The 14,467-nt window shown below is 71.5% G+C and carries 13 protein-coding genes; 8 read left to right on the plus strand and 5 right to left on the minus strand.

Annotated elements, in window-relative coordinates:
• The first annotated feature begins 140 nt into the window (after window positions 1–140).
• The 3 genes from DJ476_RS17495 to DJ476_RS17505 all read left to right on the plus strand — a co-directional run bounded on the left by DJ476_RS17495 (window position 141) and on the right by DJ476_RS17505 (window position 3,244).
• Window positions 141–1,085, plus strand: coding sequence for an NADP-dependent oxidoreductase (locus DJ476_RS17495; RefSeq protein ID WP_112490980.1), 945 nt, complete (start codon window positions 141–143; stop codon window positions 1,083–1,085).
• A 162-nt stretch (window positions 1,086–1,247) separates the two neighbouring features.
• Window positions 1,248–1,937, plus strand: a complete 690-nt coding sequence (locus DJ476_RS17500) for a GntR family transcriptional regulator (protein WP_103419727.1) — start codon at window positions 1,248–1,250, stop codon at window positions 1,935–1,937.
• Window positions 1,934–3,244, plus strand: a complete 1,311-nt coding sequence (locus DJ476_RS17505) for an MFS transporter (RefSeq protein WP_103419707.1) — start codon at window positions 1,934–1,936, stop codon at window positions 3,242–3,244. Before DJ476_RS17500 ends, DJ476_RS17505 begins: the two co-directional genes overlap by 4 nt.
• A gap of 85 nt (window positions 3,245–3,329) precedes the next feature.
• Here the strand turns inward: DJ476_RS17505 and DJ476_RS17510 are convergent, their stop codons facing one another.
• A complete protein-coding gene (locus tag DJ476_RS17510; RefSeq protein WP_103419706.1) occupies window positions 3,330–4,154 on the minus strand; it encodes a maleylpyruvate isomerase family mycothiol-dependent enzyme in 825 nt (274 codons plus the stop codon).
• 199 nt (window positions 4,155–4,353) lie between these two features.
• Between DJ476_RS17510 and DJ476_RS17515 the strand changes: the two genes are divergently transcribed.
• On the plus strand, window positions 4,354–5,148 hold the full coding sequence (locus tag DJ476_RS17515; protein WP_103419705.1) for a carbon-nitrogen family hydrolase: 795 nt from the start codon (window positions 4,354–4,356) through the stop codon (window positions 5,146–5,148).
• Between the two features lie 108 nt (window positions 5,149–5,256).
• Here DJ476_RS17515 and DJ476_RS17520 read toward each other — a convergent pair whose 3' ends face one another.
• The gene (locus tag DJ476_RS17520) at window positions 5,257–5,739 is read right to left on the minus strand and encodes an LURP-one-related/scramblase family protein (protein WP_019763055.1); all 483 of its coding nucleotides are present in this window, start codon (window positions 5,737–5,739) and stop codon (window positions 5,257–5,259) included.
• Between the two features lie 64 nt (window positions 5,740–5,803).
• Here DJ476_RS17520 and DJ476_RS17525 point away from each other — a divergent pair, with 64 nt between their 5' ends.
• Complete coding sequence (locus DJ476_RS17525) at window positions 5,804–7,621, plus strand: NHL domain-containing thioredoxin family protein (protein WP_112490981.1); 1,818 nt, start codon at window positions 5,804–5,806, stop codon at window positions 7,619–7,621.
• Between the two features lie 44 nt (window positions 7,622–7,665).
• Here DJ476_RS17525 and DJ476_RS17530 read toward each other — a convergent pair whose 3' ends face one another.
• The 3 genes from DJ476_RS17530 to DJ476_RS17540 all read right to left on the minus strand — a co-directional run bounded on the left by DJ476_RS17530 (window position 7,666) and on the right by DJ476_RS17540 (window position 11,309).
• Window positions 7,666–7,887 carry a DUF6458 family protein gene (locus tag DJ476_RS17530; protein WP_019763057.1) on the minus strand — a complete coding sequence of 74 codons (222 nt, stop codon included), beginning with the start codon at window positions 7,885–7,887 and terminating at the stop codon, window positions 7,666–7,668.
• Window positions 7,888–8,010: 123 nt separating this feature from the next.
• The gene (locus tag DJ476_RS17535) at window positions 8,011–9,309 is read right to left on the minus strand and encodes a M18 family aminopeptidase (protein ID WP_103419726.1); all 1,299 of its coding nucleotides are present in this window, start codon (window positions 9,307–9,309) and stop codon (window positions 8,011–8,013) included.
• A gap of 173 nt (window positions 9,310–9,482) precedes the next feature.
• Window positions 9,483–11,309, minus strand: coding sequence for an acyl-CoA dehydrogenase (locus tag DJ476_RS17540; protein ID WP_112490982.1), 1,827 nt, complete (start codon window positions 11,307–11,309; stop codon window positions 9,483–9,485).
• Window positions 11,310–11,493: 184 nt separating this feature from the next.
• Between DJ476_RS17540 and DJ476_RS17545 the strand changes: the two genes are divergently transcribed.
• The 3 genes from DJ476_RS17545 to DJ476_RS17555 all read left to right on the plus strand — a co-directional run bounded on the left by DJ476_RS17545 (window position 11,494) and on the right by DJ476_RS17555 (window position 14,434).
• On the plus strand, window positions 11,494–11,961 hold the full coding sequence (locus DJ476_RS17545) for an SseB family protein (protein ID WP_006125898.1): 468 nt from the start codon (window positions 11,494–11,496) through the stop codon (window positions 11,959–11,961).
• A gap of 201 nt (window positions 11,962–12,162) precedes the next feature.
• Window positions 12,163–13,119 carry a pirin family protein gene (locus tag DJ476_RS17550; protein ID WP_053560402.1) on the plus strand — a complete coding sequence of 319 codons (957 nt, stop codon included), beginning with the start codon at window positions 12,163–12,165 and terminating at the stop codon, window positions 13,117–13,119.
• Window positions 13,120–13,306: 187 nt separating this feature from the next.
• Window positions 13,307–14,434, plus strand: coding sequence for an AI-2E family transporter (locus tag DJ476_RS17555; RefSeq protein WP_112490983.1), 1,128 nt, complete (start codon window positions 13,307–13,309; stop codon window positions 14,432–14,434).
• Window positions 14,435–14,467 lie beyond the last annotated feature (33 nt).

The following is a 14,467-nucleotide window of genomic DNA, read 5'->3' on the forward strand; positions in this document are numbered from 1 at the left end:
GAGACTCCCGGGGAGGGAGAAAGGATGCGTGCCCCAACGGGTGAATTTGCACAGGCTCGACCCAGGCGGCCGCGGAAAGCACTCCGTCCCCGGGGCGGCCCCTGCGGAATGAGGCCTGAAGACGGGCAGTTGGCCCTGTCATGAGAGCGATCGGACTCGACGCGTTCGGTGGACCCGAGGTCCTGCGGGTGCTGGAACTTCCGGAGCCGGAGGCGGGCGAGGGCGAGGTGCGCATCCGGGTGCACGCGGCTGCCGTGAACCCGACGGATGTTCTGCTGCGCATGGGTGGCCATGCCGTACGGATGGAGGGCGTCGAGCCGCCGTATGTGCCCGGTATGGACGCAGCGGGCGTCGTCGACCAGCTCGGGCCCGGCGTCGGTGATCGGCTGGCCGTGGGGCAACCGGTGGTGGCGCTGGTGCCGTTCACGGGGCCCGGTGGCGGGGCCTATGCCGAGCAGATCGTGGTGCCGGCCGAGTCCGTGGTGCCCGGGCCCGTAGGGGCGTCGTTCGCGGAGGCGGCCGCCTTGCTGATGAACGCCGCGACCGCCCGGCCGGCTCTGGACCGGCTGGCGGTGCCGGGCGGCGGCGTGGTCGCGGTCACCGGGGCGGCGGGGGCGGTCGGCGGGTTCGCGGTGGAGCTGGCCAGGGCGGACGGCCTGACGGTCGTGGCCGACGCGTCCGCGCGCGACAGGGACCTGGTGCTCGGCCTCGGGGCCGACCGGGTGGTCGAGCGGGGGCCGGGCTTCGCGGACCGGGTCCGGGAGCTGTACCCCGCAGGTGTCCCCGGGCTGGTCGACGGGTCGATGCAGACCGCCGGCCTCCTGCCCGCCCTCGCCGACGGCGGGGCGATGGCGGAACTGCGGGGCTGGTCCGGACCGGCCGGGCGGGGCATCCGGTTGCACCCGGTGATGGTGTCCGACGTCATGTCCGACACCGACCTGCTGGGCGGGCTGAGCCGCCTGGCCGGGAGCGGGGCGCTCACGCTGCGCGTCGCGGAGGTGCTGCCGTGGCGGGAGGCGGCCCGCGCGCACCGCTTGCTGGAGGCGGGCGGTCTGCGGGGGCGGCTGGTGCTGGACTTCTCCTGAGCGCCTCCGGGCCCCGGACGCGGGCCGGGCGGGAGCGTGCCCGCCTCCCGGACAGGAGCGTGTCGGAGCAGGTGGGTCGCGTGAGCAGGCGTACGGAGTCTGCCAAGGTCCAGGATCCGGACGCCGCTCCTCATGCGCGCATGTTGTATCTATGCTGTGCGCATGCCTGCCGCACCCTCCGCCGCCCCCGCACAGCCGCCGACCACCACCTCCCTCAAGCAGCCGCCCGCCGCCGAGCGGGTCTACACGCACGTCAAGGACGCCGTCCTGGACCGTCGTTACGAGGGCGGGACGCTGCTCACCGAAGGGGGGCTCGCGGACGCGGTAGGGGTGTCGCGTACGCCGGTGAGAGAGGCGCTGCTGCGGCTGGAGGTCGAGGGGCTGATCAAGCTCTACCCGAAGAAGGGCGCCCTCGTCCTCGCCGTCTCCGCGCAGGAGATCAAGGACGTGGTGGAGACCCGGCTGCTGGTGGAGGAGTTCGCGGCGCGCAAGGCCGTGCCCGCCTCGCCCCGGCTGATCGCGCGGCTCGAACAGCTCCTGGAGGAGCAGCGGCAGCTGGCGGAGGCCGGGGATCTGGCGGCGGTGGCCGTCAAGGACCGGTGTTTCCACGCGGAGATCGTCAAGTACGCGGGGAACGAGATCCTCTCGCGCCTCTACGACCAGCTGCGCGACCGTCAGCTGCGGATGGGCGTCGCGGTGATGGAGGCCCATCCCGGGCGGATCGAGGCCAACATCACCGAGCACGCCGAGCTGCTGGAGGCGATCCGGGGCGGGAACCCCGAGGAGGCCGCGCAGGTCGTGCGGCGTCATGTCGGGCGCGTGCGGGAGCTGGTCAGGGGTGAGGACCGGTGAGTTCAGGGGCCGCGCCCACCCTCCCGCTGCCCGGTGACCCACCCGGGGGCCGGCGTGCCGCCTGGGTCTGGGGCATCGGCGTCGCCGTCTACTTCGTCGCCATCATCTTCCGTACGAGCCTGGGGGTCGCCGGGCTCGACGCCGCCGACCGGTTCGACGTCAACGCCTCCGCCCTCTCGACCTTCTCCATCCTCCAGCTCCTCGTCTACGCGGGGATGCAGATACCCGTGGGGCTGATGGTCGACCGGCTCGGCACCAAGCGGGTCCTCACCATCGGGGTCGTCCTGTTCACGGTCGGCCAGCTCGGCTTCGCGCTCTCGCCGTCGTACGGGATGGCGCTCGCCGCGCGCGCCCTGCTCGGCTGCGGCGACGCGATGACGTTCATCAGCGTGCTGCGGCTCGGCAGCCGCTGGTTCCCCGCCCGGCGCGGCCCGCTGATCGGCCAGGTCGCCGCCCTCTTCGGGATGGCGGGCAATCTGGTCTCGACCCTCTTCATCGCCCGCGCCCTGCACAGCTTCGGCTGGACCACCACCTTCGTCGGCAGCTCGCTGGCCGGTGTGGTCGTGCTGGTGCTGCTCCTGCTCTTCCTGAAGGACCACCCCGAGGGCCACGAGCCGCCACCGGCCGAGCACGCCGGAGCCACGTACGTACGCAAGCAGATCGCCGCCGCCTGGCGGGAGCCGGGGACGCGGCTCGGGATGTGGGTGCACTTCACCACCCAGTTCCCGGCGATGCTGTTCCTGCTGCTCTGGGGGATGCCGTTCCTGGTCGAGGCGCAGGGGCTGAGCCGGGGGACGGCGGGCACGCTGCTCACCCTGGTGGTGCTCTCCAACATGGTGGTGGGGCTCGTCTACGGGCAGGTCATCGCCCGCCACCACGAGGCACGGGCCCCCATCGCCCTGGGCACGATCGGGACGACCGCCCTCCTCTGGGCCTGCGCGATCTTCTACCCGGCCGCCCACACCCCCGTGTGGCTGCTGACGATCCTCTGCCTGGTGCTGGGCGCCTGCGGCCCCGCCTCGATGGTCGGCTTCGACTTCGCCCGGCCGGCCAACCCGCCGGAGCGTCAGGGCACCGCGTCGGGGATCGTCAACATGGGCGGGTTCACCGCCTCCATGGTGACGCTGTTCGCCGTGGGGGTCCTGCTGGACACCACGGGCGGCAACTACCGGGCCGCCTTCGCCTCGGTCTTCGTCCTCCAGGCGCTCGGCGTCGCCCAGATCCTGCGGCTGCGCCGCCGTGCGGCCCTCCGGGAGCGCGACCACCATGTGGTGAGCCGCGTGGAGGCCGTGCACGTACCCGCGTAGGCGCTTGCGGTGCGTCGTACATACGGCGGCGGCGCGCCCGCCCGTGAACTCCGGGGCGGGCGCCGCCGATGAGGGGCTGACGGACTTACGGGGTCACGGCGAAGTGGTCCAGGATCGCCGTGGCCAGCTCCTGGTCGCCCTCGGCCTTGATCCGGTCGGCCACGGCCGTGTGACGGACCCGGCCGCAGGCGAGGCGTACGTACGTCTCCCAGTCCATGGACAGCGTCACCGCCGGGCCCAGCGAGGGCGAGCCGTCGATCGAACCGCGGCCCTCCGCGTCGACCCGGACCGTCCGCAGGAACTCCACCGGGCCGTGCACGTCCAGCACCACCGCCGAGTTGGGCGGGGCGCCCGCGTCCTTGGCGACCACCTTCGGCAGCGCCGTGAGCAGCACGTCCCGGGTGATGAGGGCGCCGGGGGAGTCCAGGTTGCCCGGCTGCCCGAGCGCCGCCCGCAGGTCCTGCTCGTGCACCCAGAGGTCGAAGGCCCGCATGTTGTAGGCCACTTCGAGGGTCTGCTCGGCACCCAGGGGCGCGCGGACCGTCGTCTCGGGGGCGCGGGACTCGTTGCGGAGGTGCCGGGCGCGGCGGATGAGGACGTACTCCAGCTCGGACGTCATCTCCGGGGCGGTGTGGTGGCGCCGGACGTCGACCTGCATCTCCATGTAGCGCGCGAAGTCGCTCTGTACGTGGTAGAGGTCGCGCGGCAGCGTATGGATGGGGCGGGGGTCCCCGAGCATCTCGCACTCCATGCCGATGACGTGCGACACGATGTCCCGCACCGACCACCAGGGGCACGGCGTACGGCGGTTCCACTCCCCCTCCGCGAGCGGCTTGACCAGGTCGGATATCGCTTCGATGGAGTGGGTCGCGGCGTCGGCGTAGTTCTGGAGGCTGGGATGGAGCGTCACGGGACCCCTCGGCGGTTCTCGGTGCATGGGCTGGCGAGCAGGGAGTGCTGTCACGGGCGGGCGGGCACTGACGGCGCTGTCGGCGAGCTGCGTGGGAGGTTCGGTGGCTAAGTTACGCTGCGAGCAGGCACCCCGGCAGTGCTTTCGTGTGACGATCGTAGGCCCGTGTTGACGGCTCGAATGCCAGGACGGTGGTAGTGTGCGCGCCTCCCTCATCCAGATCGCAGTAGACCCGGACGAATCCGTCGAGGCCCGGCGGGAGCGAGCGGCCTCCCTGGTCCTCGCCCAGCGCGGCGCCGACCTGGTGGTCCTGCCCGAGCTGTGGCCGGTCGGGGCGTTCGCCTACACCGTCTTCGAGCAGGAGGCGGAGCCGCTCCAGGGCCCCACCCACGAGGTGATGGCGAAGGCGGCGGCCGAGGCCGGGGTCTGGCTGCACGCGGGCTCGTTCGTCGAGCGCGCACCGGACGGCACCCTCTACAACACCACGCTGGTCTTCGCCCCGGACGGGGAGCGCTCGGCCGTCTACCGCAAGATCCATCGCTTCGGCTTCGACAAGGGCGAGGCGGTGATGATGGGCGCCGGCGAGGAGCTGGTGACCGTTGCCCTGCCGCAGACCACTCTGGGCCTCGCCACCTGCTACGACCTGCGCTTCCCCGAGCAGTTCCGCGGCCTCGTCGACGCGGGCGCCGAGACGCTCGTCGTGGCGGCGGGATGGCCCGAGCGCCGCCGCGCCCACTGGACCCTCCTTGCCCAGGCCCGGGCCGTCGAGAACCAGGCGTACGTCCTCGCCCTCAGCACGGCGGGCAGTCACGCGGACGTCCCGCAGGCCGGGCACAGCATCGTCGTCGACCCGTGGGGCGAGGTGCTGGCCCAGGCGGGGGCGGAGGAGGAGGTGCTCACCGTGGAGTTCGACCCGGCCAAGGTGGGTGCGACGCGGGAGGAGTTCCCGGCGCTCAAGGACCGCCGTCTGGGGCTCGCAACGCCGCCGCGCTGAGCATGCTGCCCGGACACCGTGTTTCACGTGAAACCGGCAACTACGGCACACCGCCGTGTTTCACGTGAAACGAGCAACCTCCGTGCAGGACAACGGGCTTCAGCCCGCCTACTCCTTCTCCGCCAGCACGATCACACAGATCGACACGGCGATCAGCAGCGCGATGTCCGCGTCCTCCCGCACCACGTCGATGCCGTACGTGTCCCGGATCGTCAGCCAGCGGCGCGAGATCTGGGCCAGCAGCTCACCGTCGTACTCGATGGCGAACTCGCGGTCCAGGATCTTGCCGCTGACGTCCATCTCCGTACCGTCCACCAGGGTCACCCGGTAGTGGTTGCGGAGCAGCGAGAGCCGCTTGCGCTTGACCTGGGCCAGCTCCTCGCCGCCGCGCTCGATGAGCATGGTGCCGCGCAGACTGACCAGCTTCTGGCGCAGCTCGACCAGGACCCGGCCCTCGGCGTCCTTCAGCTCGAAGGTGTCGCGCAGCCGCATGGCCTTGCCGTCGACCAGGAAGAGCTTGCGGCCCTCGGTGTCCTCGATCCAGTAGTCGTCACCGATGGCGAACAGCCGCTCACGTACGAGAAGTCTCATGGGACACAGGTTCCCCCGGCCCCCGGCGGAATGCGTGCAGGCGGTGGCGGTGTTGACTGGTGGCATGGCAACACGTGCACGCGTCCGCGCCCCCGAACTGATCGGCAAGGGCGGCTGGCTCAACACAGGCGACCGGCAGTACACCCTCTCCGAGCTGCGAGGACGCATTGTCATCCTCGATTTCTGGACCTTCTGCTGTGTGAACTGCCTCCACGTGCTCGACGAGCTGCGGGAGCTGGAGGAGAAGCACCGCGACACCGTGGTGATCATCGGCGTCCACTCTCCGAAGTTCGTCCACGAGGCCGACCACCAGGCCGTCGTCGACGCCGTCGAGCGGTACGAGGTCCACCACCCGGTGCTCGACGACCCCGAGCTGGCCACCTGGAAGCAGTACGCCGTACGGGCCTGGCCGACGCTCGTCGTCATCGACCCCGAGGGCTATGTCGTCGCCCAGCACGCGGGCGAGGGGCACGCCCACGCCATCGAGAAGCTGGTCGAGGAGCTGGAGGCCGAGCACGCGGCCAAGGGCACGCTCCGCCGGGGCGACGGCCCGTACGTGGCGCCCGAGCCCGTCGCCACGCACCTCCGCTTCCCGGGCAAGGCGCTGCTCCTGCCCGACGGCGGCTTCCTGGTCTCCGACACCACCCGCCACCGCCTCGTCGAGCTGGACGCGGACGGCGAGACCGTACGGCGCCACTTCGGCACCGGTGAGCGCGGGCTGAGCGACGGCGGCCCGGACGAGGCCCGGTTCAGCGAGCCGCAGGGGCTCGCCGTCCTCCCCGACGGCCGCATCGCCGTCGCGGACACCGTCAACCACGCGATCCGCGCCCTGGACCTGACGACCGGGGTGGTCACCACCCTCGCCGGGACCGGCCGCCAGTGGTGGCAGGGGAGCCCGACCAGCGGCCCGGCGCGCGAGGTGGACCTCTCCTCGCCGTGGGACCTGGCCTGGTTCGGTGACCGGCTCTGGATCGCCATGGCGGGCGTGCACCAGCTGTGGACGTACGACCCCGAGGCCGGGAGCGTGGGCGTCGCGGCCGGGACCACCAACGAGGGCCTGGTCGACGGACCGGTCGCCGAGGCATGGTTCGCCCAGCCGTCCGGGCTCGCGGTCTCCGCCGACGGCGAGCGGCTCTGGGTCGCGGACTCCGAGACCTCCGCCCTGCGCTGGGTCGGCCGGGACGGCCACGTGCACACCGCCGTCGGCACCGGCCTCTTCGACTTCGGCCACCGTGACGGGGCCGCCGCCCAGGCGCTCCTCCAGCACCCGCTCGGCGTGACCGCGCTGCCCGACGGGTCCGTGGCGGTCTCGGACACGTACAACCACGCCCTGCGCCGGTACGACCCGGCCTCCGGCGAGGTCACCACGCTCGCCACCGACATCCGCGAGCCCAGCGACGCGGTGCTGGTCGACGGGGACCTGGTGGTCGTCGAGTCGGCCCGCCACCGCCTCACCCGCCTGCGGCTGCCCGAGGAGGCCGTACGCGTCCCCGACCAGGCGCACCGCACCCAGCGCGCGGCCACCGAGATCGCCCCCGGCACGCTCCGGCTGGACGTGGTCTTCCAGGCGCCGGCCGGGCAGAAGCTGGACACCCGTTACGGGCCCTCCACCCGGCTCCTGGTCTCCTCGACCCCGCCCGAGCTGCTGGCGGACGGTTCCGGCGCGGGCACCGACCTCGGGCGCGACCTGGTCCTCGCGGACGGGGTCACCGAGGGCGTTCTGCACGTCTCCGCGATGGCCGCGTCCTGCGACGACGACCCGGCCAACGAGTACCCGGCCTGCCATGTCCACCAGCAGGACTGGGGCGTACCGGTCCGGGTGACCCCCGAGGGCGCCGCCCGGCTGCCGCTGGTCCTGGCGGGGATGGACGAGCAGGGCTGAGGCGATCACCGCCCGCCGGGGCCGGGGGCCTCGGCGGGACGGCGTCAGTGGTAGCGGTGCTCGTCGTCCTGGACGACCGTCGTGGTCGGCGGCACGACCATGCGGCGGCGGCGCGCGATGCTCATGTAGACGAAGACCCCGATGAGGCCGACGAGCATCATGATCCAGCCGACCAGGTCGAGGTTGATGCTGTCGGCCTTCCAGTCGGTCGCGAACGCCAGGATCGCGCCGCCACCGATCAGGAGAATGCATCCTCCGAGTCCCATGATTCCCGCCTCCTCGACGGTCCGGTGTATCCGGACCGGTGTACGGGTCGCGTACCCGGCCCGGCAACAACCATGTCCGAGGCGGCCGTTGGGCGTCGGTGCCGTTCCCGCTCCCGGCCGGTGTCAGTCCGTCAGGAACGCCGTCAGCGCGTTGGCCAGGAGATACGGGTCGTCCGCCCCGCACAGTTCACGGGCGCTGTGCATGGAGAGGATCGCGACCCCGATGTCCACGGTCCGGATGCCGTGCCGGGCGGCGGTGATCGGGCCGATCGTCGTGCCGCAGGGCATCGAGTTGTTGGAGACGAACGTCTGCCACGGCACCCCCGCCTTCTCGCAGGCGGCGGCGAACACCGCGCGGCCGCTGCCGTCGGTGGCGTACCGCATGTTGACGTTGACCTTGAGGATCGGCCCGCCGTTGGCGACCGGGTGGTGCGTCGGGTCGTGCCGCTCGGCGTAGTTGGGGTGCACGGCGTGGCCGGTGTCGGAGGAGAGGCAGACCGTCCCGGCGAAGGCGCGGGCGCGGTCCTCGTACGTACCGCCCCGGGCGAAGACCGAGCGCTCCAGCACCGTGCCCAGGAGCGGGCCGTCGGCGCCGGTGTCGGACTGGGAGCCGTTCTCCTCGTGGTCGAAGGCGGCCAGGACGGGAATGTACGGAAGTTCGTCGTCCGGCTGACCGGCGACGGCGGCCAGGGCGGCGGTCGCGGCGTGCACGGAGAGCAGGTTGTCCATCCGCGGCCCGGCGACCAGCTCGCGGTCCCGGCCCAGATAGGACGGCGGCTCGATGGCGTGCGGCATGAGGTCCCAGCCGGTGACGTCCTCCGGGTCGACGCCCGCCTCCTCGGCGACGAAGCGGATCAGATCGCCCTCGGCCACCTCCCCGAGCCCCCAGATCGGCTGCATGTGGCGCTGCCGGTCGAGCTTGAGGCCGTCGGTGTTGGCCGAGCGGTCCAGGTGCACGGCCAGCTGCGGCACCCGCAGCAGCGCCCGGTCGATGTTGACCAGCCGGTCGGTGCCGTCCCGCAGCGAGATCCGGCCGGCTAGGCCCAGGTCCCGGTCGAGCCAGGTGTTCAGCAGCGTGCCGCCGTAGACCTCGACGGCGATCTGGCGCCAGCCGTGCGACCCGGTGTCGGGCAGCGGCTTCACCCGCAGGTTCGGGGAGTCGGTGTGCGCGCCGACGATCCGGAACGGGGTGTGCGCCGCCGCGTCCTCCGGCACGTACCAGGCGATGATCGCCCCGCCGCGGAGCACGTACTTCCCGCCGGGGCTCGCGTCCCAGGCGGCGGTCTCCTCGACCTGACGGAATCCGGCCACCTCCAGCCGGGCGGCCGCGTTGGCCACGGCGTGGTACGGGGACGGGCTCGCCGCCAGGAAGGACATCAGATCATCGGTGTGCGCACGGTCGAACCGGTGGCGAGAACTCATGGTCTTCACTGTATCGAGGGACCCGGCTCCGGATTCCGGTGACCGCCGGGCCCGGCCGCGTACGGCGGCCGGGCCCGACCGCGGACCCGTCCCGCGCGGCCGAAACGCGAGCGCCGCCACCCGGACGGGATGTCCGGATGACGGCGCTCGCGTACCAGCGGTGCGGGCGGGACCTAGAAGGCGGCCTCGTCCAGCTCCATCAGGGAGTTGTCGATGTTCTCGGCGAGCGCGCGCTCGGTCGAGACGCCCGGCAGGACGTTCGCGGCGAAGAACTTCGCGGCGGCGATCTTGCCCTGGTAGAAGGCGACGTCCTTGGCGGAGGCGGTCGGCAGCTTCTCGGCGGCCACGGCCGCGCCCTTGAGGAGCAGATAGCCGACGACGACATCGCCGGAGGCCATCAGCAGGCGGGTCGTGTTCAGGCCGACCTTGTAGATGTTCTTGACGTCCTCGCCGGTGGCGGTGAGGTCGGTGATCATCGTGCCGACGATCGCCTCCAGGTCCACGGCCGCCTTGGCGAGGGAGTCCAGCGCGGGGGCCAGCTCCTCGTTGCCCTGGGCGCCCGCGAGGAACTTCTTGATCTCCTCGGAGAGCGTGTTGAGCGAGGCGCCCTGGTCGCGGACGATCTTCCGGAAGAAGAAGTCCTGGCCCTGGATCGCCGTCGTGCCCTCGTAGAGGGTGTCGATCTTGGCGTCCCGGATGTACTGCTCGACCGGGTACTCCTGGAGGTAGCCGGAGCCGCCGAACGTCTGGAGCGACTGCGCCAGCTGCTCGTAGGACTTCTCCGAGCCGTACCCCTTCACGATCGGGAGCAGCAGGTCGTTGAGGCCGTTGAGCGCCTTGGCGTCCTCGCCCGCGGCCTCCTTCTCCTGGATCGCGTCCTGGACGGTGGCCGTGTACAGCACGAGGGAGCGCATGCCCTCGGCGTACGCCTTCTGCGTCATGAGCGAGCGGCGCACGTCGGGGTGGTGCGTGATGGTTACCTTGGGCGCCGTCTTGTCCATGAACTGCGACAGGTCGGTGCCCTGGACGCGCTCCTTGGCGTACTCCAGCGCGCTCAGGTAGCCCGTGGAGAGGGTGGCGATGGCCTTCGTGCCGACCATCATGCGGGCGAACTCGATGATGCGGAACATCTGGCGGATGCCGTCGTGCTTGTCGCCGATCAGCCAGCCCTTGGCGGGGTGGCGGTCGCCGAAGGTCATCTCGCAGGTGTTGGAGGCCTTGAGGCCCATCTTGTGCTCGACGTTCGTCGCGTACACACCGTTGCGCTCGCCCAGCTCACCGGTGGTCCAGTCGAAGTGGTACTTCGGGACCAGGAAGAGGGAGAGGCCCTTGGTGCCGGGGCCGGCGCCCTCGGGGCGGGCCAGCACGTAGTGGAGGATGTTCTCGGACATGTCGTGCTCGCCCGAGGTGATGAAGCGCTTCACACCCTCGATGTGCCAGGAGCCGTCCTCCTGCTGCACGGCCTTCGTCCGCCCGGCGCCGACGTCGGAGCCGGCGTCCGGCTCGGTCAGCACCATCGTCGAGCCCCACTGCTTCTCGACGGCGATCTCCGCGACCTTCTTCTGCTCCTCCGTGCCCTCCTCGAAGAGGATGCCGGCGAACGCCGGGCCGGAGGAGTACATCCACACGGCCGGGTTCGAGCCGAGCAGCAGCTCCGCGTAACCCCAGATCAGGGAGCGGGGCGAGGTGGTGCCGCCGATCTCCTCGGGCAGGCCCAGGCGCCAGTACTCCGAGTCCATGAAGGACTGGTACGACTTCTTGAAGCTCTCCGGGACCGGCGCGGTGTTGGTCTCCGGGTCGAAGACCGGCGGGTTCCGGTCGGCGTCGGCGAAGGAGTCGGCCAGCTCGTTCTCCGCGAGACGGGCGATCTCCTCCAGGATGCTCTTCGCGGTGTCGACGTCCATCTCCGCGAACGGACCGGTGCCGTACACCTTGTCGCGCCCGAGCACCTCGAAGAGGTTGAACTCGATGTCGCGGAGATTCGACTTGTAGTGCCCCATGGGAAGGCTCCGTAATCAATAGCAGTGGCGCGCAGCGCCCCGGGGAGTGATGCGGGTCGGGCGACAGGCAGGCATTCGGTACAGGCAGACGTGGGTGTATCAGCTGACCTCTACGATGATGCTACCCGTCAGTAATAAGGCGCAACCCCTCAAGCCGTAGATGTGTCCGATTACTCTTTGCAGCATGTACGGCTACGACCAGAACCCTGGTGCTCAGCAGCAGATGGGTCAGATGGGCCAGATGGGGCAGATGGGCGGCGGCTACGGGGAGCAGCCGCTGTATCCCGAGCCCTCGCCGCCCTCCCTGGCCGACGCGGTCCGGGCCTTCACCACCGGCTCCCTCTCCGCCGAGGACTTCCAGCAGATCTTCGCCACGTCGAAGGTGTACTGCCCGCGCGGCGACAACCCCGGCTTCCTGGCGCTGCACAACACGCAGCAGCCCGTGATCCCGATGTTCACCACGCTCAAGGAGCTGCGGCGGTACGCGGGCAAGGAGTCCAAGTACTTCGTGATCACCGGAGCCGAGGTGATCGACCTGCTGCCCACGGGGTACGGCTTCGTCCTGGACATGGAGGGCGATCACCGTATGGTCTTCGACGCCAAGGCGGTCGAGCAGATGGTCGACTTCGCGATGCGGCGGATGTACGGGTAGGGGTTCCGCTTTCCGTGGGTCGCTGACCTGCGGTTCTTCTTGTACGGGTGAGGGCCTGCGCCGCTTCCGGCGCGGGCCCTCGCTGTCGTCCGCAGCAGCGGCTGTGCGCCGTCCTGGACGGGCCGGGAATGCCGCACGCCTTGCAGGATGTTCAGCATTCAACTAAATTCAGTGCAGCAGACTCGCCCGGAGGTGGCTCCCATGCCCGCAGTGACCGTCGACAACCCGCTGACCCTGCCCAAGGTGGCCGCTCCGGGTGACGCCGTGGCCCGCCCCGTGCTCGCCGTCACCACGGCGCCGAGCGGCTTCGAGGGCGAGGGCTTCCCCGTCCGCCGCGCGTTCGCGGGGATCAACTACCAGCACCTCGACCCGTTCATCATGATGGACCAGATGGGTGAGGTGGAGTACGCCGCCGGAGAGCCCAAGGGCACCCCCTGGCACCCGCACCGCGGCTTCGAGACCGTCACGTACCTGATCGACGGGACCTTCATCCACCAGGACTCCAACGGTGGCGGCGGCACCATCGAGAACGGCGACACCCAGTGGATGACCGCCGGGTCGGGGCTGCTGCACATCGAGGCGCCGCCGGAGTCGCTCGTCATGTCCGGCGGGCTCTTCCACGGCCTCCAGCTCTGGGTGAACCTGCCCAAGGCCGACAAGATGATGAACCCGCGCTACCAGGACATCCGCGGCGGCGAGGTCCAGCTCCTCGCCTCCCCCGACGGCGGCGCGCTGCTCCGGGTCATCGCCGGTGAGCTGGACGGGCACCAGGGGCCCGGCATCACCCACACCCCGATCACGATGATCCACGCCACCGTCCGGCCCGGCGCCGAGGTGACCCTGCCCTGGCGCGAGGACTTCAACGGCCTCGCGTACGTCCTGGCCGGGCGCGGCTCGGTCGGCCAGGAGCGCCGGCCCATCCGCCTCGGGCAGACCGCGGTGTTCGGCAGCGGCTCCTCGCTGACCGTCCGCGCGGACGAGAAGCAGGACGGGCACACCCCGGACCTGGAGATCGTCCTCCTGGGCGGCCGCCCGATCCGGGAGCCGATGGCGCACTACGGGCCGTTCGTGATGAACAGTCAGGCCGAGCTGAAGCAGGCCTTCGAGGACTTCCAGGCGGGCCGCCTGGGGACCGTCCCGGCTGTTCACGGCATGTGACGACGGGCGCTGGGGCGGTACGCGTCGTGCGCGGCAGGCGACCCGGGGCAGGGCCCGCCGCGCGCGATGGGTGCCGTCCCCGCGCGCGTACGGCGTACGGAGACGGGCGCCGCGTCAGGTGACGGCCCGTCACCCGTGCGGTGTACGTCGGCGGGCCCGGCCGCCCGGGCCGTGATCGGGTGGGAGGGTGCCCGCTTCCAAGCCCCTCCTGCCCGAAGGCGCCCGCCGCACGGCCGCCTGGTGCGGTGTCGTCCTGCTGGTCGTGGGGGTCGCCGCCGTCGGGATCTGGCTGGTCGTCGCCCTCAAGACCGCGGTCACGCCGGTGCTGCTCGCGCTCCTCGGCACCGCGCTGCTCGGGCCCGTGCACCGCTGGCTCATCGCCCGCAGGCTCAACCGCTCGCTGGCCGCCGGGCTCACCTGCGCGGCGCTGGTCGCGGTGGTGGGCGGGGCCGGGTACATCGTGGTCACCGCCCTCGTCGACTCCGGCGACCAGATCGTCCGCTCCCTCAAGGACGCCGGACAGTGGGTCATCGACCACCTGGACATCGGCGGCAACACCGACGTCGACAGCCTCGCCGACAACGCCAAGAACCTGGTCGACCGGTTCGGGGCGAGCGCCGCGGGCGGCCTGCTCAGCGGGATCAGCCTGGTCGGCACACTGGTGGCGACCAGCGTGCTGGCGCTCCTGCTGACCTTCTTCTTCCTGCGCGACTCCGACCGGGCCGTCCACCTCGCCCACGCGGTGGCCCCGCGCGGCACCGGTGACCTGGTGGAGGCGATGGGGCGGCGGGCGTTCGAGGCCGTCGAGGGGTTCATGCGCGGCACCACGTTCATCGCGCTGATCGACGCCGTCTGCATCACGGTGGGCCTGCTGATCCTGGATGTGCCGGGGGCGGTGGGGCTGGGTGCGCTGGTCTTCGTCGGCGCCTACATCCCGTACCTCGGGGCCTTCATCTCCGGCGCGGTCGCCGTGCTCGTCGCGCTGGCCGACCGGGGGTTCGTGATCGCGCTCTGGGCGCTGGGGGTGGTGCTGGCGGTCCAGGTGCTGGAGGGGCATGTGCTCCAGCCGGTGATCCAGAGCCGTACGGTGCAGATGCACCCCGCGATGATCATGGTGGCGCTGACGGCCGGAGCGAGCGTCGCCGGCCTCCTCGGCATGCTGCTCGCCGTCCCTCTCTGCGCGGCGGCCTTCGGGGTCCTGGGGGAGCTGCGGCGCCACTCGAGCCCGCCGGAGGGCCCGTCCGGCAGCCATACCAGCCCTTCCGGGGGCGATCCCGGCCCGTCGGGCGGTGAACCCAGCCCGTCCGGCGTTTGAGGACGGAACCCTCACGGCGGGGGCCCGCACCCC

The organism is Streptomyces bacillaris, from assembly GCF_003268675.1.
Taxonomy (GTDB): domain Bacteria; phylum Actinomycetota; class Actinomycetes; order Streptomycetales; family Streptomycetaceae; genus Streptomyces; species Streptomyces bacillaris.

Bases quoted from the DNA above. Each gene is read 5' to 3' on its own strand.
- DJ476_RS17520 (WP_019763055.1), bottom strand. From the start codon at position 5,739: ATGAGACTTCTCGTACGTGAGCGGCTGTTCGCCATCGGTGACGACTAC.
- DJ476_RS17495 (WP_112490980.1), top strand. From the start codon at position 141: ATGAGAGCGATCGGACTCGACGCGTTCGGTGGACCCGAGGTCCTGCGG.
- DJ476_RS17530 (WP_019763057.1), bottom strand. From the start codon at position 7,887: ATGGGACTCGGAGGATGCATTCTCCTGATCGGTGGCGGCGCGATCCTG.
- DJ476_RS17535 (WP_103419726.1), bottom strand. From the start codon at position 9,309: ATGAGTTCTCGCCACCGGTTCGACCGTGCGCACACCGATGATCTGATG.
- DJ476_RS17545 (WP_006125898.1), top strand. From the start codon at position 11,494: ATGTACGGCTACGACCAGAACCCTGGTGCTCAGCAGCAGATGGGTCAG.
- DJ476_RS17525 (WP_112490981.1), top strand. From the start codon at position 5,804: ATGGCAACACGTGCACGCGTCCGCGCCCCCGAACTGATCGGCAAGGGC.
- DJ476_RS17540 (WP_112490982.1), bottom strand. From the start codon at position 11,309: ATGGGGCACTACAAGTCGAATCTCCGCGACATCGAGTTCAACCTCTTC.
- DJ476_RS17550 (WP_053560402.1), top strand. From the start codon at position 12,163: ATGCCCGCAGTGACCGTCGACAACCCGCTGACCCTGCCCAAGGTGGCC.
- DJ476_RS17500 (WP_103419727.1), top strand. From the start codon at position 1,248: ATGCCTGCCGCACCCTCCGCCGCCCCCGCACAGCCGCCGACCACCACC.